The organism is Enterococcus casseliflavus (assembly GCF_029215545.1).
Lineage (GTDB): Bacteria > Bacillota > Bacilli > Lactobacillales > Enterococcaceae > Enterococcus_D > Enterococcus_D casseliflavus.
Genome location: NZ_CP119393.1, coordinates 3,564,898 through 3,586,590 on the forward strand (window position 1 = coordinate 3,564,898; position 21,693 = coordinate 3,586,590).

Annotated in this window: 17 protein-coding genes; 2 read left to right on the forward strand and 15 right to left on the reverse strand. The window is 45.6% G+C overall.

Translation table 11 applies throughout. The features are described from left to right. Positions 1-10: 10 nt before the first annotated feature. The 7 genes from P0G38_RS16770 to P0G38_RS16800 all read right to left on the reverse strand — a co-directional run bounded on the left by P0G38_RS16770 (position 11) and on the right by P0G38_RS16800 (position 8,997). Positions 11-424, reverse strand: coding sequence for a phosphate-starvation-inducible PsiE family protein (locus P0G38_RS16770; RefSeq protein ID WP_005232820.1), 414 nt, complete (start codon positions 422-424; stop codon positions 11-13). 298 nt (positions 425-722) lie between these two features. Next, positions 723-1,289, reverse strand: a complete 567-nt coding sequence (locus P0G38_RS16775; RefSeq protein WP_275853378.1) for a hypothetical protein — start codon at positions 1,287-1,289, stop codon at positions 723-725. Between the two features lie 268 nt (positions 1,290-1,557). Next, positions 1,558-2,061, reverse strand: coding sequence for a general stress protein (locus P0G38_RS16780; protein ID WP_275853380.1), 504 nt, complete (start codon positions 2,059-2,061; stop codon positions 1,558-1,560). 241 nt (positions 2,062-2,302) lie between these two features. Further along, entirely contained in the window at positions 2,303-4,405 is a 2,103-nt protein-coding gene (locus P0G38_RS16785; RefSeq protein WP_275853382.1) for an SH3 domain-containing protein, read from the reverse strand. Between the two features lie 221 nt (positions 4,406-4,626). Continuing rightward, a complete protein-coding gene (locus tag P0G38_RS16790) occupies positions 4,627-5,856 on the reverse strand; it encodes an L-lactate MFS transporter (RefSeq protein WP_005226552.1) in 1,230 nt (409 codons plus the stop codon). Positions 5,857-5,946: 90 nt separating this feature from the next. Continuing rightward, complete coding sequence (locus P0G38_RS16795; protein WP_275853385.1) at positions 5,947-8,373, reverse strand: flavocytochrome c; 2,427 nt, start codon at positions 8,371-8,373, stop codon at positions 5,947-5,949. An 18-nt stretch (positions 8,374-8,391) separates the two neighbouring features. Next, positions 8,392-8,997 (reverse strand): NADPH-dependent FMN reductase, encoded by a 606-nt coding sequence (locus tag P0G38_RS16800; RefSeq protein ID WP_005226550.1) that lies wholly within the window; start codon positions 8,995-8,997, stop codon positions 8,392-8,394. A 262-nt stretch (positions 8,998-9,259) separates the two neighbouring features. On the opposite strand from P0G38_RS16800, the gene P0G38_RS16805 reads away from it, so the two are divergent. Beyond that, a complete protein-coding gene (locus tag P0G38_RS16805; protein WP_275853389.1) occupies positions 9,260-10,174 on the forward strand; it encodes a LysR family transcriptional regulator in 915 nt (304 codons plus the stop codon). Positions 10,175-10,236: 62 nt separating this feature from the next. On the opposite strand, the gene P0G38_RS16810 is transcribed toward P0G38_RS16805, so the two are convergent. The 3 genes from P0G38_RS16810 to P0G38_RS16820 form a co-directional block, all read right to left on the reverse strand. Beyond that, the gene (locus tag P0G38_RS16810; protein WP_275853391.1) at positions 10,237-11,178 is read right to left on the reverse strand and encodes an FAD:protein FMN transferase; all 942 of its coding nucleotides are present in this window, start codon (positions 11,176-11,178) and stop codon (positions 10,237-10,239) included. Between the two features lie 136 nt (positions 11,179-11,314). Next, complete coding sequence (locus tag P0G38_RS16815; RefSeq protein ID WP_015508719.1) at positions 11,315-12,523, reverse strand: NAD(P)/FAD-dependent oxidoreductase; 1,209 nt, start codon at positions 12,521-12,523, stop codon at positions 11,315-11,317. 31 nt (positions 12,524-12,554) lie between these two features. Further along, a complete protein-coding gene (locus tag P0G38_RS16820) occupies positions 12,555-13,457 on the reverse strand; it encodes a prenyltransferase (protein WP_074535586.1) in 903 nt (300 codons plus the stop codon). Between the two features lie 93 nt (positions 13,458-13,550). On the opposite strand from P0G38_RS16820, the gene P0G38_RS16825 reads away from it, so the two are divergent. Further along, the gene (locus P0G38_RS16825) at positions 13,551-14,531 is read left to right on the forward strand and encodes a polyprenyl synthetase family protein (RefSeq protein WP_005226544.1); all 981 of its coding nucleotides are present in this window, start codon (positions 13,551-13,553) and stop codon (positions 14,529-14,531) included. A 55-nt stretch (positions 14,532-14,586) separates the two neighbouring features. Here the strand turns inward: P0G38_RS16825 and cydC are convergent, their stop codons facing one another. The 5 genes from cydC to P0G38_RS16850 all read right to left on the reverse strand — a co-directional run bounded on the left by cydC (position 14,587) and on the right by P0G38_RS16850 (position 21,648). Then, complete coding sequence (gene cydC, locus P0G38_RS16830; RefSeq protein WP_275853396.1) at positions 14,587-16,344, reverse strand: thiol reductant ABC exporter subunit CydC; 1,758 nt, start codon at positions 16,342-16,344, stop codon at positions 14,587-14,589. Further along, positions 16,337-18,058 carry a thiol reductant ABC exporter subunit CydD gene (gene cydD / locus P0G38_RS16835; RefSeq protein WP_015508716.1) on the reverse strand — a complete coding sequence of 574 codons (1,722 nt, stop codon included), beginning with the start codon at positions 18,056-18,058 and terminating at the stop codon, positions 16,337-16,339. The genes cydC and cydD overlap by 8 nt, the downstream gene beginning before the upstream one ends. After that, on the reverse strand, positions 18,055-19,074 hold the full coding sequence (gene cydB, locus P0G38_RS16840; RefSeq protein WP_005226530.1) for a cytochrome d ubiquinol oxidase subunit II: 1,020 nt from the start codon (positions 19,072-19,074) through the stop codon (positions 18,055-18,057). Before cydB ends, cydD begins: the two co-directional genes overlap by 4 nt. Continuing rightward, on the reverse strand, positions 19,071-20,501 hold the full coding sequence (locus P0G38_RS16845) for a cytochrome ubiquinol oxidase subunit I (protein WP_005226527.1): 1,431 nt from the start codon (positions 20,499-20,501) through the stop codon (positions 19,071-19,073). The genes cydB and P0G38_RS16845 overlap by 4 nt, the downstream gene beginning before the upstream one ends. 187 nt (positions 20,502-20,688) lie before the next feature. Continuing rightward, positions 20,689-21,648, reverse strand: coding sequence for a helix-turn-helix domain-containing protein (locus P0G38_RS16850; RefSeq protein WP_275853400.1), 960 nt, complete (start codon positions 21,646-21,648; stop codon positions 20,689-20,691). Positions 21,649-21,693: the final 45 nt, after the last annotated feature.

Consider the following 21,693-nt stretch of genomic DNA (forward strand, 5'->3'; position numbering starts at 1 on the left):
ATGATTTTTTTTACAGTCCTTTGGAACTATGAAAGGCTTTGAGTTTTTCCAACGCCTGCAGCACAATGATCAAGACCAAGATCGCTAACGCCAAAAAGAGCGTTTCTAACCCTTTTCCTTGCGCTAAAAGCAGCTCTCTTAAAATTGCTGTGATACTGATCAAAATCAAGTAACGCACCGGAATATGGTGACCTTCTTTTACGTAACGCAATAACATCAAAATAATTTCCAGTAAAATAAACAATGTCGCGATCTCTTCGATCAATAAAGAAAGATCGCTAACTTCATGCAGTGGGATCACATGGACAACGATTTTGTAGATTGCTTCCGCCATCACCACCAAAACCAACAGAACCAACAGTCCTAACATAATATCAACCACAACACTAATCAATTTTTCGAAGTGCTTAAAATACTTTCCCATAACACCCCTCCTCGCACTTATTATAGCGAAACTACTCAGAATCACTTTATGATATGCTTGCAAGTGCAGCTTTTTTTATGGAGGCAGTGAATAAAAACGTAAGACAGCTCTTTTCTGTTCCAGCAATCCTCCAAAAAACCTTCCTCTTTGCTATTTTTTGATGTCTCAGAGTGAGAAATCGCGCATCTTTCGTTCACTTGGTGTGTTCATGGCTCTGAACATAAGCAAATAAAAAAGCTAGGCACAAGGCCTAGCTGAAATGGTCCCTTTAAGATGAGATTGATTTTTACAGTCAGGCTCAGTGAGCCCCTTCGACTGTTAGATCAACATTTTCACTCGTATCTTCCGCGGCTTCCTCGTCGCTATTGGAGGTCTCTGAAGACGGCTCAGTCGTTTCACTGCTGGAGCTGCTTGTTGTAGTACTGGTCGAACTCGTAGACGAAGAGCTTGAAGAACTGCTGCTAGCGCTACTGCTGGAGGTATCGCTGGTGGTCGTTGAGCCGCCACTCGGCGCGGTACTCGAACTGCTTTCGCTACTTGCAGAAGTACTGACGCTAAGCTCTGTCTCTACTTCGCTTACAGAAACAGACGTGCCTTCATTTGTCGACGCTTCGATCGAGCGACTAGTCGTTGAAGACGGTGTATACGAACTAACACTGGCTTCATAAAAAATCTGACTGGAATCAGAGGTTTCTTCGATACTGCTGCTTGCAGTCTGGTAAGGTGGCTCGGAGGAACTACTGGAAGAATCTCGAACAAAGGGCGCGGCAACAAAAGCATTGGCATCTTGATTGATCGCCACACTCAAAAAAACCGCAACAAAACAACTGACTAATGCCGACTGCATATTGAACTTGAATTTCATCGCACTCCCCATCCTTTCCCAAAAATATGGTTGGACCTTCCGTCAATGATCTATCTCATTCTTATATTATACAAAAAAAAGCAATCGTCAACAAATTAAGTTTTATTTTCAAAGATGACAAAGACATGAATGCCCGTTGCGCAACAAAAAAAGCCCGAGGGCGACGGTCGATCACCTGCGGGCCCATCCCTTCACTAAGGGTTGGCAGGCGCGACGGATGCTCGTTCCTCTGGCTTTAATGGTTCCTTTACTTAAGAAATTCTTTTACTTATAAGTTTCGCAGATGATTCGGGTCATGGATCGGTGCTTCAATATCACTGTCTCCCATGCGCGGTGTTGGATGAACGGACTCATCGGGCATCGCTGTTTCACCTCGTAACGGTTGATCGATGATTGGCTCAGTATCTGCATCACGATCCGTTATTTTGTCCATCGGCTGATAATCGTAGACGCCGACAACGAGTTTGTCTCGTTCGATGTCATCTCGGTAGCCGTATAATGGATCATGTTCATCGTCTCTGTGATCTGAATCGCCAAAAGAAAACGCATCTTTGATTTTTTCCCAAAGCGAACGATCTTCGTCTTCACTAGCAGCATGCTCCACTTCCACATCATCGATGGATTCTAACCCAAATTGATCGATGACTGTTTGATTCGCATACAGCACGATATCGTCTTTGCCATAGCCTTCGTTTGTCAATTGCTCAATAACCGGTAATACTTCTGTTCGAGTGTCGTAACTGCCAATAATCGTTAGGTTTCTGTTGTGCATGTGAAATCCTCCTTATTTTGTGTACGCTTCGATTGTTCTGGTTCTGAAGCAATTCTTTTAAAACTAGCAATTTCTATTGCTTCTTTCATTCTAACGCAGGGTTCCCTGATTGACCAAATAGTTTGATTGCGCTTACGAAAAACATGTGGTTTCTTGATAAACCGCTAGCAGCTTAGTGAACGCTTGATCCAGCATAAAAAACCGCGTGAGCCAATGGCATACACGCGGTTGCTTTTGCTTATTATTTGGAAACGATCAACTTTTGCCCGACATAGATCGTATAGCTGCTGTTGATCTTGTTCCATGATGCGATTTGGCTGATGCTGGTGTTGTATTTTTGTGCCAGTGACCATAGGCTGTCACCTGATTTCACCGTGTGCGTCTTCGTTGAACTACTGCTGGTATTCGTATTAGAAGACCCACTGCTAGCAGCTGTCAAGTAGGCACCGCTGACCCAGCCTTTGCCAGAAACATAATACCATTTGTTCGTGCCATTGACGGTCGTCCCGGTTTTTGTTGCGGTAACCGTGACGGTTGCCCCTTTACTTAAAGAACCAGTAATACTGCTGCTGGTAGAAGCATCGGAACGAACATTTAAAATCTCGGTGGTTTTCATTTTCTGATTTGTCGTCGTTGAACCGCTGTTATTGGAAGAGCTGCTGGTTGTTGTCAAGTAGGCACCACTGACCCAACCTTTGCCAGAAACGTAGTACCACGTTTTATTGCCTTCCACTGAAGTGCCGTTCTTTTTCGCTGTCACGGTAACGGTCACCCCTTGACCAAGCGTCGTCACGACACGGCTGCTGGTAGAAGCATCCGAGCGGACATTCAATGCGGCCGTCGTCTTCATTTTTTGATTGATGCTTGAACTGTTGTCTTCTTTTTCTGCTTCAGAAGCATTATTGTTGGTCACTTCAGTAAGGTAGGCACCGCTGACCCAACCTTTGCCAGAGACATAGTACCAATTTTTGTTGCCGTTGACTGATGTGCCGGTTTTCATGGAAGTGGCTGTAAAGGTCGTGCCTTTGCTAAGTGATCCTACCACTGATCCGCTAGTAGAAGCGCTGGAACGAATATTCATCGCTTCCGTCGTCTTCATTTTTTTGTTGATCGTCGTGCCAGAATTGCTATTGTCAGAACCGGTGTTGCCTGATCCGCTATTGTTATTTGAAGCATCGGTCGAAACCTTCGTCAAATATGCACCGCTGACCCAGCCTTTGCCAGAAATTTTATACCACGTGGTGTTGCCGTTGACGCTGGTACCCGTTTTGGTCGCCGTTGCCGTAAACGTCGTATTGGCTGCTAACGAACCAGTAATAGAGGCACTGGTGGAGGCATCGGAACGAATATTCATGGATGACGTGGTTTTCATTTGCTGATTGATCGCTGTTTCATCACTGACGATCGTTTCATTGCTATTGCCGCCGCCTGCATTTGAGCTGCCAGTGTCATATTGCGTTAAATTATACGTACTGATCAAATTGTTTAATTTGCTGGCATAAGAAGTATCTGTTGCATAACGCCCTTGCAGCCAAGCGGTCGCTTGCGTGTAAGAGGTCGTATTGCTTTTCCACGCACCGCTGTAATAGTAGTTGCCGCTAGAAAAACTCGTGTTGCGCAACACATACGCATTGTCTTCAAAAGACTCTTTTAATGATGGGTATTTCCGAAACTTGGCGCTGATCAAATAATAATTGCCTGAACCATCATCTTCATACGTATCCATTGTCACGTATTGGCCATTATAGCTACCTTTGATCCCAAACATATTGTTGGCCGTGGTCGTCAAAGTTGATGCGCCCCAGCCAGATTCCAAAATCGCTTGTGCCATCATGACAGAGGCATACAGATCGTTTGCTGCCGCTACTTCCGTTGCATAGCCGCAAATCTGACTGATAAAGGCAGCCGGATCGATCGTAGCCCGTGAAAATAATGCCCGACTGGTCAAATCCGAAAGGGCTGATGGTACTTCATCTGCTTCTAAGACTTCATCACTAGCGACTGTTGTGCTTTCTGTCGTCGCTGTTTCTGATCCCTCAGTGACCACTTCCGTCCCTGACTCCTCCGTCGTTTCCGAAGTTTCTTCGGTCACAACAGGTGCTGTCGTCGATGCTGTCGTTTCCTCAATCGGTGTGCTGTCGGTTTCTGGTGTCGTGTTTGTTGTTTGTTCAACGACCTTGAGGTCATTGCTAGTTTCTGTCGTTGCCGTTTCAGCCGCATGCCCTAAGGTCGGGATAAACGTTGATCCCGCTACTAAAGTAGTAGCCATCGTAATACTTTTTTGGGTATATTGTGTGCGCTTCAAGCGCTTTTCTAAGCGGCGTCGTTCTTTACGAATTGTCATTTAATCCCTCCGTCGTATTAGCCTTTTTTTATTGTAACACGATTTATTAAAAAATGGGGGGTTAAGATGAAAAAACAGTGAAATCAACGAGATAATTTCTTGCTATGAAACAGTTCTCTCTTTTGCTTCATCAGTCAATCCTCTGTTTTAAAAAAAGAAAAAAGAGTGGTTTTGGCACCAAAAAAGCAGCCTTTATCAAAAAGACTGCTTTGGTTGAATTGTTATTTAATAACAGGTGCGGGCTTTTTGGCTTTTTTCAGCATCGCATAGCCAATGTTGAGAACGAGCCCAAAAACCGCCAAGAAAATTGCCGTATAAAAGGCTTTTGTATAATCTCCTTGGTTACTTTCAGCGATTGCTGCTGCCACTCTAGGCCCAAAGAATGCCGCCGTAGAATAACCAATAAAGACGATTCCATAGTTGACTCCTTGATTGATCGGTCCGTAATTTTCCATAACGATCGATGGGAAAACCCCCATCACGCCCCCGAAGCACAGTCCTAAACCGATGATCCCGACAGTGAAGATCACGGTTGTCTGACCAAGTGTCAATAGGAATAAGGACAATGCCACCACGCCATAGATGATCATCAACGTATTCGTCCGACCAATTTTATCAGAAACGGTGCCCCAAAGGACACGACCAAAACAGTTGCTCAATGAGTACAAGCTGACATAAAAAGCAGCGGCGGCTGCCGTCAAACCGAACATACTTTGCCCGATCACTGATGCGTTAGAAGCAATCATCAAACCTGAGAAAGCCCCTGCACCTAACATAACGATAATCAAGTAGAAGGTTGGGGTCTTTAGCATGTCCAACCAATTCAGATTGATTTGTGGGCCATTTTTCCCTTGCGCAGCTGGTTGCCAACCTGCTGGGCGATAATCTTCTGGTGCCTTGCGAATAAACAGACTAGCCACTAAGACGATCACGATATAGGCGATCCCTAAAATCCGAAACGCTGCTAGTACATCTTGTGATTCGATCAAACGATTTGCAATCGGTGCGGCAATAATCGCTGCCCCACCCATACCTGCTGTGATCAAGCCCGACGCCAGTCCCCGTTTATCCGGGAATAGCCGAATCGTATTGCTTAAACAAGCCGAATAGGCAAAGCCTTGCCCTAAACCAGCAAAGACTCCATAAGTCAGGTACAACATGGCGGGTGAGTTGACCAATCCCGTCAGGAAGAAGCCCGCTCCGAACAACACGCCTCCACCAGCGATGACCCATCTAGCGGCTCCGCGGTCTGTCAGCAAACCACCCAAAATCATGGTAATCGGGCCAACTGCGGCATTGATGGTAAAGGCTAACATGATCTCTTCCATGGACCAGCCTTTTAATTGACTAAGAGGTCCTGCAAAAACACTAAAGGCGTAAACAGCGCCCGTACACAGCAATACCGCGGTCGAAGCGATCAGAATCAGCCAGCGATTGATTTTTGTTTCCATTTTTTCTCTCCTTTGCTTTAAGCATGTTACTTTATTCACATGTTTTTTCAAAAGCTAGCGCGCGTGTCGAGACACAACGCGCAAGGCTTTTTATTCGAGATGTTCTGCGACTGCTGTTTTTCCAGCAATTCGGCCAAAAGTAAAGATGTCTGTCAACGAGTTGCCGCCTAAGCGATTGCCAGCATGGATCCCCCCAGCAACTTCCCCTGCTGCATACAGCCCTTCAATGATTTGATCTTCCTTCGTCAACACATGGGTTTGCGGATCGATCTTCAATCCCCCCATCGTGTGGTGAACCGCTGGTTTTCTTGGTGTGGCATAGAAAGGTGCTTTTTCCACTTTCAAGTCGAAGACATCCTTGCCAAACTCTGGATCCTTCCCAGCATCCACATAGCTGTTGTATTTCGCAACGGTCGTCTCTAAGACGGCTGGATCAACATTGATCTGCTCTGCCAGGCCAGCCAAGGTCTCACTGCGGAACAGCGTACCAGCAGCTACTTGCTTATCGATTTTTTCTTGGCTCGTGTTATAAGCGGTTTTCTTGATCTCTTCATCCGCGATCAAATAGAACAATCCGCCATTATCGATCGCCGCTTGGGTCAATACATCGCGACTTTCGTATTCATTGACAAAGCGTTCACCCTTTTGATTGACCATCACAAAGTTAGCAGGTGGCACTTGCAGGCCACTGAACAAAGCCCCTGTGTTTGGATCAGATACGGGCATCATTTGCGAAAAGCCCATGCCAACAAGGTCCGCGCCAGCACTTTCCCCTAGTTTGATCCCGTCACCAGTGATCGCTGGTGAATTTGACGTTTTGATATCGTCTTCGATCTCTGTCCAATAGGTATTGTATTGTTTCAACATTTTCGTATTCGCTCCGAACCCACCAGAAGCTAAAATCACTGCTTTGGCATGGATCGTGACTTTTTGACCGTTACGGCCTTCCCCGATGATTCCAGTAACCTTGCCATCTTCGATCAATAATTCTTTGACAGGCGTATCGGTTAAGATCGTTCCCCCATGTTCTTTCACGAATTGATGCAAAGCAGAGACAAAGGCATACCCTTCGTTTTTGACTGGTTTATGTCCTCGGCGCCATTTCGCTCCTACTGGCATATCGACATTGTTCATATCAAATTCTACGCCGATTTCTTCTAGCCATTTCACTGAGTCCAATGCTTGATCCGTCAAGATCTTCACTAGCTCGTATTTCCCATAGATCGGTTGACCATTCAAATCTTTGCGTTTTCCGCCTAAATAGGTTTGAATTCGATGCCACAAAGCAGAATCAAACAAGTATTCTTTTTCTGGCGTCGTTTCTGAAAGATACGCAGTGATTTGTGCCTTCAAAGCTTTGAAATCTGGCAAGTATTCTGCATCGATCTCTTGTTCATCGATCGTCAGCACTTCTTCTAAAGCACTGCGTTCGCCAGGCAATGCGGAAAAGCCGTTTTGCCATTTTGGATCCGCGGCATTCATCGGTCCGCCAGTACGTACGGTATTGCCGCCGATCGCTGGGAATTTTTCTACTAAGATCACGTCTTTATTGGCTTGCAGCACACTGGCAGCCGCACTCAGACCCGCGCCGCCGCCACCTACGACAACGACATCGGTGGTATACGTTTCATCTTCTGTTTGCAAAGCACTGGCGGCTTTTGGCCGTTTGCGCAAGACATCTGGGTTCGCACCAGCCATTTTCACGGCTTTTGCTACGCCATCAACGACACCGTTACTAGTAACCGAAGCACCAGAGATCGCATCGACATTTAAGGTTTGCCCTTCAATGATCTCTTGAGGAATCCGTACGAAAACGACATCAGCGATCCCTTCGGATTCACCAGAAGTATCGATATCGATAGCTTCGATCCGTTCTTCACTCAATTTGACGACCATTGGTAGATCCCCGTTATGTCCTGGTGCTGTGACGGTGTATTCGCCAGGCTCATAAACGACTTCTTCTGGTACGTTCAACAAATTAGCGACTTCCGTAAACCGAACGAACTTGCGGAAACAGCTTTCCAAAAAATCGACCGTTCGTTGATCTTTTAAATTGCCTTGTTCATCAAAGGCTTGATGGGCACGTCCCAGCAAGAACTCATTTCCTGGCATGACTGTCGCATTGACACCCGGTGCATCAAGGATTTGGCGCAAATGAAGCTGTGCTCGCGAAGAGCCTTGTACATCGTAGGATGCACCGACGATCATTACCGGTTTGCCATCAAAGGGATGGAGATTGAAGGAGAGCCATTCCAAGACGCTTTTCAATGCGGAAGGAATCGAATGGTTATGCTCTGGTGTCGCAATGATCACCCCATCGGCTGCTAAAATCTTGCTATTTAACCGTTGGATCACTTCACTATTGGTTTGATCTTGTGTTTCATTGAACATTGGGACATCCTTGATTTCCAGTAGTTCAATTTCTGCTAGGGCAGCAAATTCTCGCTGCATAAACGCCACTAATTGGCGATTGGTGGATTTTTTGGCGTTCGTTCCGATTAGGCCGACAAATTTCATGACTGGTTCCTCTCTTTCTTATGCTTGTTCCCACGAAAATTTCTTTGCTCGTTCTTTAGCCGTTGAATATTCACTGACCAGACGGTTCGTGATTTCGACAAACAAGACAAATTCATTGAAACAATCTTCTAGTTCGGCAACTTTTTCGCTATCGATCAAGTTTCCTTGTTCATCGAAGGCTTGCATGGAGTGCCCTAATAAAAATTCCGCACTCGGCATGATTCGAGCTTTTACTTCTGGTGCATCTAAGATCTGACGCAAGTGGGCTTGGGCTCTCGATGAACCTAATGCACCAAGAGAAGCACCTGTGATCATCACTGGTTTATCGATCAAAGGCCGCGTCGTATAAGAAAGCCATTCAATCATGCTTTTTAGCACCGCTGGGATCGAGTGATCGTATTCTGGTGTACTGATGATCACCCCATCGGCTGCTTCGATCTTCTCTGACAAGGCTTGGACTGCCGCTGGTGCCGTCCGATCTTCTGGTTCATTAAATGCCGGCAGATCACTGATTTCGCAAAGTTCGATCTCCGCTTGGTCACTAAAATGGCTTTGAATAAATTGCAGTAAGCGACGGTTGGTCGAACGCGTCGAGTTGGTTCCTACGATTCCAATCAATTTCATTATCATCTCTCCTAATTGTGAATAATTTAACATTTAATAATAAATAAAAAGTTTTTGACCATTGGCTTTGATTTCTTTTTCAATCGTTTCTCAAGTTGATTTTTTAGACCTACTGAGATGAAAGGCTTCTTCCTAAACAAAAAAATCTTCCCCAAGTACCCATTTAGTGTACGACTGAATTCTTTATTTGTGAAATATTTATTTAACTATCTATCGATAACAAATTTGTTATAATAAGAAAAATGACTAGGAGGACCACGCAATGGCACTTAAAGATTCCCATCTGATGCTGCAATACCTCGATACCTTGTTAAAGCATAGCAACTATACCAAAGCCGCCAAAGACCTCTACATCTCACAGCCTTACTTGACACAAACCGTGAAACGTGCCGAACAAGAGCTCGGGACCCCCATCATCAATCGGCAGCCGGGTCATTTTCAACTGACGGAAGCTGGTAAAATCTATTATCAATATCTGGAAACCTTGGAAACAGAGTCTGCCAAATTGAAAAGTCGGCTGTCTTGGTATACCGCGACCGAGAAGCGTTCTTTGCGCTTAGGCATTTTGCCTAGCCTTGGTTCCTATCTGCTGCCACTCTTTTTGCCTGCATATTATGAACACTATCCCAACGTACACTTTTTCTTACGGGAAGACCTGCCCAAACACAATGAAAAACGACTGTTGAATGGGCAGCTGGACTTTTTTGTCGGACAAAATCCTGAGACGATCGCACCGAATCTAACAGTCCACAGTACCAATCAAGAACGGTATCTAGCGATCATTCCGCCTTGTTCTCCCCTGTATCAACCAGAGAAGCGGTATTTAGCACCTGATTCATTGGCAGTCAAAGACTTGCTGCAAAGTCCGTTGATTTTGACTGCCAGCGGCTCGGCGATTCGGCGCCAAATCGATCAATTGCTGCAAAAATACAAAGTAGAGGCGACCGTTCTCATAGAAAGCAGCAATATTTATACAGCAGCAGCATTGGCAGAAAACAACCTTGGGATTGCGATCGTACCAGAAAGCGTGCTACAAGCAGCGACTGCGACTCCTTTTAATCTTTATCCGATGCCAGAGGAACTCTTGTCCCTCACCTATTTTATTGCCCATCAAGCCGAACGGGCATTGTCAAACAGCGAAGCCGACTTGATCGAGACCTTTTTGCAACACGTCTAGCTTTCTTTTTACAAAAAAACAAGCAGCCACCACCTATATTCCTAGGTGATCGCTGCTTGTTTTCATTCTGCTGTTGGCGTTTCGATCAAACGGGCTAATTCTTGCGGATAGATCAGCTCTCCTTGTTTGGTAATGACTAATCCAGTGATCCCTTCTAACGGCGCCAGCTCCTGCAAGATGGCTTGTGGCTCTTTGCCAAACAAGCGGGTCGTCCAAATCTCTCCATCAACCGATTGGTCGGAGAGAATCGTGACACTGGCAATGGCTGACTCTAACGGATAGCCCGTATCTCGATCAAAAATATGATGATAGGTCTTGCCCGCTACCTGATAGGTTCGTTCATAGATCCCTGATGTAACGACTGATTGATTACGAACCTTCAACGCTGCGACAAAATTCCCTCTTGGTAAGAAAGGGTTTTGGATCCCGATCCGCCAATAGCCATCTTGATGGCTCGGGGCATCGCCGTAAGTCACCACATTGCCTCCAAGATCGATCAAAGCGGCTGTGACACCAACCTGTTTGAAATAGGTCATCAACAAATCAGCAAAATATCCTTTTGCCACAGCCCCTAGATCAAGCTTCATGCCAGCAGCTAACCCGACGGTCTGCAGCGTTTCATCCAAAATGATCTTGGCAGGATCAGTCTTTGGCAGCAGCTCCGCGATTTTCTCAGGCGTTGGTAGATGGGCATCTTGGAACCCGATCCGCCATTCCTGCACCAAAGGACCGATGGCAATATTTAAGTAGCTATCTTTGGGTACGCTATGGGCTTTCCCTCGTGCGATCAATTCAAACAATTCCTGTGTGGCAGCGATCGCTCCTTGTCCTGCCTGCTGATTGATCTGCATCAACTCAGACGTCGGGTCATTGGCACTAAAACGCTGTTCAAAGGCCGCAGCTCTTTTGGCTGCTTCCTCTAAGATCGCTTCTGGGGTTTCATGCTGCACCCAAATCGTGATCACCGTTCCCATTCCCTGTAACACTCGTTGGCCTTCTGGCATTGTCCTTGCTCCTTTGTTCTGTTCTTTTGGCTATCATAGCAGTTTCTGGGAGAAAAAAGTAGTCTGTGGGATACCCCTGCTGCTTTTTTTGAAAAAAAACTGCGAGGTCACCCTCGCAGTCTGCTGTTTCTATTGCTCAATGATAAAAGTCGAAGCGGCCTTTCGCCAATACTTCTTTGACCCCACCGGTTTGGTACAAGGAACGGTCCATAATGGCTTTTTTCACCACGGAAGCGGGATAGCCTTTGATGCCCATTTTCCCTACTAAGCCAAAGGCATGGGTATTGCCGATCGATGCCACTGAACCTAATGATTCAAAGTGGAAATCTGCTGGTTTTTCCCCGTTCATTTGACGTAAGATGTTTTTACCCGCATGCTGCCCCATCTTCAAAGCGATTTGAGCCGTTGTTGGATACGGGCGATTGGTCGCTGGGTCCATGACTGCTGAAACATCACCGACAACATAGACGTTACTATGATCAGGGTCTGTTAGGTCTTGATTGACCATCACGCGACCACGACGAGCAGAAAAGTCTGATTCAGCCATCACATGGCTGCCGCTGACGCCTGTGGTCCAAACGATGGTTTTGGCTGATAATTCTGCTGTTGCTCCTGTATCGGCATCATTTTGATAGACAACGACACCTGGTTTGATTGCTTTGATGGGTTTACCAGTCAGGAAGTTTACGCCCCACTTAACGAGATTTTTGATCCCGTAATCCGATAGTTTTTCATCAAACATCGGTAATAAACGAGTCACTGCTTCGACACAGTACAGTTTGATGTCTTCTGGTTTGACACCTGCTGCTTTCGCGAAGGTTTTACGGTTTTCCACCAATGAACCTAGCAATTCGATTCCAGTGAAACCAGCACCGCAGACAACGATTTTTAGGTAGTCAGGATTTTGTGTTTCTTTGTATGCCTTCATTTGTTTCAACAAATGATGATAGATGTTTTCTGCGGAGTCGACATCCACCATTTCCAACGCATGCTCCTCGACACCAGGGATCCCAAATGATTCTGATTCAAAGCCTAATGCCACGATCAAATAATCATAGGTGCACGTGGATTGATCTTTAAAAACGATCACTTGCTGATTACGATCGATCGACGCCACTTCCTTTTGAACAAAGCTCGTCTTTTGGGGACGAACGACATCATTGATGGGATAGCAAATGCGGTCTCTTGGTTGCGTACCGGCCGCAACTTCATGAAGATCGGTTGCCTCATAATGATAATCGTTTTTGTCGATCAATGTGATGTGAAACGCTTCTTTTGCTCCTTGCAGTACGTGCAATGCTCGCAATCCAGCATACCCTGCTCCTAAAATGACAACTTCCTTCATGTTTCCTTACTTCCTTTCTTTGCTGTAAAAATTATAAAATCAAACCAATCGCAAAACTCAGCACTTGTACGCATGCTCCGACCGCAAGGATCCGAACGGCACAAATGAAGGTCTCTCTTTTGATTTGTTTTTGCATAAATCGTTTTGTCTGCTGCCAGACAAAGGGCGCCGCGAAAAAGGTCAGAACCAGTGACCAAGGCGCAATGTTGAGGGCAACTGAGGCAATGATCGCAACAAACGCCAAGACGTTCATCGCGATAAATAATTTCAACGCACGGGCTTTACCAAGGTAATGCACCAGCGTATAGCGCTCATTTTTTTCATCCTCTTCCAGATCACAAATGTTGTTTGCCAGCATCAAGTTGGCGATCCATAATGTGTTGGGTAATGAGATCAAGAAAATACTGCCAATCGTGGCAATGTTCCATTCAAAGGTTTGATAGGCATTAAGGTAGACACAGATCAATGAGATCATAAAGCCCATCGTAAAGCCAGAAAAGAACTCGCCTAAAGGCAAACTAGAAAGCGGCCGTGGACCAGAGGAATAAAAGATCCCGACTAGGTAACAATACAGTCCCATCCAAAAGAGCGGCCAACCAACCACCATTGCCAAGGCGATTCCCATGGCGGCGGAAACGATGATCATGGAGACCATCAACCAAAAAACCAATTTGACAGACAACTGTTCCCGACCAATGATATTGGTTTTTTCTTTGTAATCATGCCCTTCTGTGGCATGATGGTAATCGTTGTAGTTATCTAAAATATCCACCGCCATATTGAAGATCAGCATGGCAATGAAATACAATAGGACATAGCCAAGATGAATCGTTTGATAATTGTACCAGCTGTAGCAGACACCAATGAAAAATGGCAAAATACTGGCGGTTTTTGCTTTAAATTCGACAAGTTCTAAAAATACAGGTAGCGTCACAACTTCACCTCCTTTAGTGAGTGCATTAAACTAGTCAATCACGCCCCTTTACGCTAGAATAAGGGCTGAATGACTGTTAGAAAGGGTTATACTATGTTTGACTTTTGGATCGATTATCCGACGATCGAACAACGATTGAAAACCGTATGTTCCATCATTGAAGAACACGTTACTGTTCGTAACAAAGAGATACAAGATGTTTTGATCGACTTTACTTATTCAGGTGGAAAAATGCTGCGGCCAGCGCTCTTTTTTTTGTTTGCTGACTTAGGCGATCCCCATTATAAAAAAACCGACCAATTAACAAAAATTGCTGCTTCTCTAGAAATTTTACACATGGCCACTTTGATCCACGACGACATCATTGACGATTCGCCGCTGCGGCGCAGTCAAGTCACTGTTCAAGCCAAATACGGCAAGGATATCGCGGTCTACACGGGTGATCTTTTGTTCACCCAATTTTTTGAGCTTTTGATCGAAAGTATGAATGGCTCCCCGTTTTTAAAAACCAACGCACAAGCCATGAAACGACTCCTTTTAGGTGAACTTGATCAAATGCACACTCGCTACAACATCCATGAATCGATTGACGACTATCTGCAAAGCATCAACGGCAAAACCGCTGAACTGTTTTGGCTCGCTTGTCTCGAAGGCGCTCATTTTGGCGGCCTCGACACAGAAAACCAAGAGCGGGCGGGTGAGATCGGTCGCAACATCGGGATCGCCTTTCAAGTATTCGACGATATTCTCGACTACACCTCTGATAGCGGCACTTTGAAAAAACCGATTCTAGAAGATTTGGCACAAGGAGTCTATACCTTACCGCTGCTATTTGCCAAAGAACAGGCACCTGCAGCATTCGCTCCTTATTTGAATAAAAAAGCAGCACTCTCCTTGGCAGAAGCCCAAGAAGTTGCGGATCTTGTCGTCCGTTACGGCGGTGTTGAAAAAGCGCGCGCTTTCGCGGTCACCTACACGCAAAAAGCCTTAGACGACATCGATCTGCTGCCCGAAGCACCTAGCAAAGCCAAAATTCGTTCATTAACTGAACTGCTCTTGCAGCGCAATTACTGAGCCATAGAGCAATGAGAAGAAAAGCGTCCATCACTGATTGATGGACGCTCTTTTTTTATCGTCGTCCTTGGTCAATGGCCAATAAGTGTTGAAAATGTTTGTTTTCTGCTGCCAATTCGGCAGGTTTTCCGCTCATGGTCAACTGACCATCTTCAATAAAGAGCACACGGTCCATCATCGAAATTCCTTGCAAGTGGTGGGTGATCCAAATGATCGTTTTGTTCTCCAGCACTTGGAAAAAGGTTTCGAGCACGCCTTGCTCCGTGATCGGGTCTAAGCCGACGGTTGGCTCATCCAATAAGATGATCGGAGTATCTTTTAGCAAGATCCGCGCCAAGGCCAAACGATGGCGTTCTCCACCAGAAAAACGCAAGCCGGCTTCATCCACCATCGTGGCCAAGCCGTTAGGCAAAGCTGCCACCATTTCTTTCAACCCGACTTGCTCCAGTACGCGCCAGACTTCTTCTTCCGAAGCCGACTCATTGCCTAGCCGAATATTATTCAAGACGGTCGTATGGAAAAGATAGGGACTTTGATTGATGACACCGATCAAGTCACTGATCGACTCACTCAATGCCGTCACAGGCACGTCGTTTAAGGTGATCGACCCTTGCGTCGGTTGCAGATCGCCTCGCAACAAGGAGGCAAATGTACTTTTCCCAGAACCGCTGCGACCAAGGATCGCTAGTTTTTGATGCGCAGGAATCGTTAGATCCAACCCATGAAGCACTTCTTTGCCTTCAGGATACTGAAAATGCAAGTCCTTGACTGTGATCGACACGAGGCCCGTCACTTCAGGTACTGACGGTTGCTCCATGGAGACTTGGCGATTTTCTTCTGGCAATGCATTGAAGCGATCGATGGAGTCTTTGTAGCGATTGGTTTCTTGAGCAGCAGACGGTAATGGCGCAAATGCATCAACTAAAGGAAAGACACACAGGACAAAGGCAGCGATCCAGTTGGCTGCTCCTCCGTGGTTACCTGGAAAGCGAATGCTGGTCCAAAGCAGCAATGCGACAGCGATCACTCCAAAGATGCTTTGTAACAGAAAATCACGCCGGCGATCAAAGGACAGCATCTGTTCATCCACCGCCCGCAACTGCGTTTCCAGTTCCTTATGGGCAGCCACGTACTCGCTGCCTCTTTGAGAGAAGACCCAATCAGAAACCCCTAATACATTATCCGTCAGTGTCGTATACAAGTTGTTTTTCATGTGTTTTTGCTTTTCTTGCCGCGCGCCGTTGATGATCACCGACCAAAGCGGCAAGACAAAGACGATGATCCCTAATAGCAGCAGCATCACCAAAGCAAACCACCAAGAAAAATAGCCGAGTCCAATGATCAAGAACGCATACAAGATCCAAGCGATCACGGTAGGAAAGATCGTCCGCAAATACAGGTTTTGAATATGGTTGATATCTTCTGCCAATAAGCCCAAGATATCCCCTGTGCGATGCGCTTGCTTAAAGAAGATCGCATCTTTTTCTACTACGTTGTACAATTTCAATCGTAAATTAGAGGTCATGCGCAAGACCCAGCTATGACTGGTCAACCGTTCCAAATAGCGAAAGACTGGACGGCCGATCCCAAACGCTCGGGTCAGTACGATGGGGATGTAAACCAATAGAATGTTTTCTGGGATCGATGCCGAGCGGCTGATCAGGTACCCAGAATTAAACATCAGTGCCCCACCACAGAAAAAGGTCAAGAAGCCTAGGAATAAGGCCAGCGCCAAAACGTTTTTGTATTTTGACAAGAAAGGCTTGACCCACGTATCAGTTTTCAATGAGCGCAATAAGCCGATTTTATTCAAGCTGTTCCCTCCTCATTCCATTGACTAGTTCTGTAAAAGCACCTTGCTTTTGCTGCAGTTGTGCCAAGGTTCCTTGTTCCACGATTCTTCCTTGATCCATCACGATGATTTCATCCATTTCTTCCATCCAGTGCAAGCGATGGGTTGCAAAAAAGACTAAACGGTTTTCCATCAGCGGTAGCATCCGTTCTTTTAAGGCAACTTCAGTTTCAATATCCAAATGAGCCGTTGGTTCATCAAACAAAAGAATCTTTCGTTGCTGGTCTAAAAAGGCACGGGCTAGAGCGATCCGTTGGGCTTGTCCGCCACTTAGATGCCGTTCCCCTTCTCCTAACATCGTGTCCAACCCTTGCGGCAGCTCTGCTAAAAGCTCAGTCAAGCCTGCCACTTCAATGGCTTTCAGTACGGCTTCTTTGGTAGCTGTCGGCTGATAAAACGCGACATTTTCCTGCAAGGTCAACCGATAGATATAAGGATTTTGCGGAATATAGATCAGCTGTTCTTGCCAGCTTGCTTGGCGAAAGGCCGTGGTCTTCGCCCCTCCAAGAGAAATCTCGCCACTGTCTGGCACGAGAAAGCCACTCAAAGTATTGATCAAGGTAGACTTGCCAGAACCGCTCAAACCGATGATCCCGATCTTTTTGAAGCCAGTCACGTTCAAGTTGATATCCGTCAAAGCCGCTTTTTCCTCGTAGGAAAACGCCAGCTGATCGATCGTTAACTGGGCGTCTTCCTGCCAACGAGGCACCGTTACTGCCGGTACTTGGGCTTCGGGCTGATGCAAGATCTCCGTCACCGCAGTCATCGCATTTTTCCCGTCTAAGGTTGCATGGTAATCACTGGAAAAGTCGCGGATCGGCAAGAAGTATTCTGGTGCTAAAATCAAGATGGTTAACGCTGGAAACAGCAAGATTCCTTCATTGATCAGCCGCAAGCCTAGCAAGACTGCCACGACGGCAATCGATAAGGTCGTGAAAAAGTCTAAGGCGAAGGTCGATAAAATACCGACTTTTAATGAAGCCATCGTCGCTTTCCGAAACCGTTCGCTGGAAGCAAAGATACTCTTGCCATATTTTTTACTGACCCCAAACAATTTCAGCGTGTCGATCCCTCGCAGAGAGTCGATGAAATGATTGGACAGTAATTGAAACGTTCGGTATTGTTTTTCCGCTTTGCTTTGCGCGGCATAGCCCAAGATGATCATAAAAATGATGATCAAGGGGAACACCAACAGCAAGACCAAGCCCGACTCCCAATCCAGATAAAAAACGAGTGCCAAAATGACCCAAGGAATGATCGACATATTCATGATTTTGGCAAGAATCAATTTCAAGTAGTTTTCGACTTGGTTGATCCCTTCCAAGACCATCGTTGTTACATTCCCCGTCCCTTGCTGTTGTGCGATCTGAGGACCGACCCGAAACAATTTCTCCAACAATTGATCCCGCAGATCGGCGGCTTGCTGGTAACTGTAATCATCGAGTCTTTTGGAACGGAAATAGATAACGGCTTGTCGGGCGATAAACGAACAAAAGAACAGCAGAATCCAGCCCCACTGTTCCTCTAATGGTCGTCCTTCCCATAAGCCAGTGATGGCACGTGCCAATCCATACGCCTGCCCAATAATGAAGAGCGCCTGCAGGAACGAAAGTCCCGCAAGCAGCCCTAAAAGTTGTTTCATTCCTGGGAGCTTCATGATTTGTTTATCAATCATTTATACCCCTCCAACGCCTCCGTATGACTGATCCGTTTACGGAAGATATAGTAACTCCAAGCCGTATAGGCCAAGACGAAAGGCAAGATCGTCAGTGAAAGATAACTCATGATCTTCAATGTGTAGCGGCTTGAAGACGCATCAGCGATCAACAGGTCATAGCTTGAATCGATCGAACTGATCAAGACTCTTGGGAATAACCCTGTGAAGATCAATGCCACCAAAGCGATCAACGTCAAGCCGCTCGCAATGAAAGCCATCATTTCTTTGCCTTTAAAGACGCCGATATTTGCAATCAGTGTCAGTACAACGATCACGAGCAACAAACCAAGCGTCGTCGCAAAATGATTCTCGAAGAAATCCGTTTGGAAGTAAAGCATCACAGCAAAGACGACTAAGCCTGCATATAAGATGCCATAAAAAATACTTGCATAGTTGCGTGCCCGTGCCCGAATCGGACCTTCCGTTTTCAAAGCGATATAGTTTAATCCGTGCAAGTAGCACAACAAAGTCAACGCGATCCCGCCAACGATTGAAAAGGGATTGACGTAATCCGTAAAGGTTGCCGTCATGTTGCCATCTTCACCCAAAGGCATTCCTTGGATCATGCTGACAAACATCAGACCGAAGAAAAAAGGTACGATCGTACTGCCGATCGTCAACGTCCAGTTCCAAATGTTTTTGTGTTCTTTCGGGAAGTTTGCTCGAAACTCAAAGGAAACACCGCGAATGATCAACCCGACTAAGATCAATAACAAAATCAAATAAAAACCGCTGAACAAAGAAGCATACCAGTATGGAAACGAGGCGAACATCGCTCCGCCAGCGGTCAATAGCCACACTTCATTGCCATCCCAGACAGGCCCGATCGTTTTAACGATCTGGTCTTTTTCCTCTTCATTGTGGGCCAATGTCTGCACAGACATCCCCACACCAAAGTCAAACCCTTCTAAGAAGAAGAAGCCAGAAAATAAAAGCCCAATCAACGTGAACCATAGTAATTGCAGACCGGTCATCCTTCAAACGCCTCCTTATCAAATGGGTCTTCGTACCCTTCTTGGTTGTCTCCTTGGCTGATTTCGCCGAAGGCTTCTTTTTCAGGTCCATGATCCATTTCCCGTTTCACCAGATAGACCATCGTTCCGCCCAAGCCAGAGAACAAGAGGAAGTAAACGATGTTTGAGATCAAGAGTGAGGTCACGGAAACGTTTGGTGACACACTATCTTCGATCGTAAACAAGCCGTAAACCGTCCATGGGTAACGTCCTAACTCCGTGATCAGCCAACCAGCTGTATTGGCAATAAATGGGGTGAACAAAGTGATCGCCACTACCCAAAGCAGCCAGCGTTTTTCAAAGAGCCACGGTTTCTTCTTACGCGTAAAGTACAACCCCAGACCAGAAACCAACAGCATCAAGGCACCAAAACCAGCCATGATCCGGAAGCTCCAAAAGAGTGTGTTGACCGGCGGGTAGTAATTACGGTCGCCGTAGGTTTCAATCAATTGCTGATTGACCGTATCCATCCCATCGATGGAGCCGAAGGGTTCATTGAAGGCTAAGATACTCAACATATAGGGAATCGAAATACCGAAGACTTGGTGATGTTCTGCTTCATTCGCCCAAGCAACGACAGTCCAAGCCGCAGGACTCCCGGTATCTTCATAAGTTCCTTCCATTGCGGCAAATTTCATTGGTTGTTCTTCAACCAAGTATTTCATTTGTTCATCCCCAGCTAGCAAGACGGTGAATGAACCGAACAATGCCACCGCAAAACCGATCCGCATTGATTTTTTGAAGAAGTCGCGGTCAATGTCTTTGTCTTTTTTCAATAGACGAAAGGCTGATAAACCAGCAACAATGATCCCACCCATCGTGATGGCAGCGGTGATCACGTGTAAAAACTCATACCACACTTGTGGATTTGCCAATAATGCACCGAAGTCAGTCATTTCTGCCCGGCCATTGTTCAAGGTATACCCCACTGGATGCTGCATAAAACTATTGGCAGCTAAGATCCAAAACGCCGATAGCATCGAACCTAGCGTCACCAACCAGAAAAAGGTGGCGTGCAGCTTGGGACTGACCCGATCCCATGTAAAGATCCACAGTCCTAAGAACGTCGATTCTAAGAAGAACGCCAACAAAGCTTCTAAAGCCAAGGGCGCACCAAAAATATCCCCGACAAAACGAGAATAGTCTGACCAGTTCATCCCAAATTGAAATTCTTGAATGATCCCTGTCACGACCCCGACAGCAAAACTCAATAGAAAAATATTCCCCCAAAACTTCGTCATCCGGCGATATTTTTCATCTTTTTTGATCACATAAAGTGTCTCCATAATTGCAACGACGACACCAGTTCCGATCGAAAACGGTACAAAGAAAAAGTGAAAAATCGTCGTCATCGCAAACTGGATTCGCGCTAGTGTCACAATATCCATCCTACATCCTCCTATTTCATAAAAAGTACATTAAAATAATTCTAAATAAAGAAAAATTCCAACTTCGAATATACTCCTCTAATCAGTAAAAAAGAAGCAAATTGCTTGCATTTACTGATTTTTAATCACTTCCTCTCCGATTCTTAAACATAAGGCGCTTTCATCGGCGGGAAACAGCTTTTTCTAGCTACTCCCAGCCAAAACGGGTTCCTTCAGAAAGCAATGGATCACTCAATAAAATCCCTGGAAACTCTTCTTTCAATACAGATGTGCTTAATAATTGATACATAGCAAACGTGTTCTTCATCCCTAATTTTTCCAGCTGATCTAACGTTTGCTGCATCAAGTCCGCCGCTTGTGCCTTATTTTGTTTTAATAGATGCGTCCAGCCTTCAAAAAACGGCATAAAGATCGCTTGTTCAATGTGTTCTTTTTCATAAACATGATCTCGCCATAAATGAAAGGTCTTTTCCGCATAATTCGCCTCGTCGAAAACAGCAAAGACAGAAAATACCGTCTCAAACGTGTTGTATAGAATATCTTTGTTACCAGGGATTTTTGCAAAGCGCTGACTCTTTTTGATGGCGATCGTCAAGCAGCGCCAAAGCAAAGCTGGCTCCATCGAAATTGCTACGCGGGCAAACAGCCGCAGCTCGTAAACACCCCATGTATCGGTATTCAGCAAGTAATGCTTGGCAGAGTCCAAACAGTAATTGTGTTTCAGGTAAGCCTCCTCGATGGGTACCCCTTTAAAAAGCTCCTCTTTCATCAAGTAGTCAAAACGGATCAGTTGTAAGAAGTGGTCCAGCTCCAAGGAGTAATGCTGTTGAAAGTACGTGGTCAGCTTTTGATATTTCTTTTTTAATTTAGGTACTTCATCAATGGATTCGATCCCCATCGAACGGACATAGTCAACCATTAGCTTTTGAGCCTCCGAATGATGCTCCCCCGTATGCAGCAGCTGAAATTCGGCAAAACTCACTTCTAGTTTATCTAGCAAACGATGAAATCGTTCGCAGGAAATCGTCGTTTTGCCATTTTCAAATTGTGATAACAAAGACATCGACAATTGTTCATCCACTAATTCCTTCAACAACAAGCCTTTGCTTTTGCGAAGCTCTTTCACTGTCGCACCATAATTGTTCATTTTTTCACCTTCTTTTTCAATATATTGAAATAAGCAGTTGCTTTT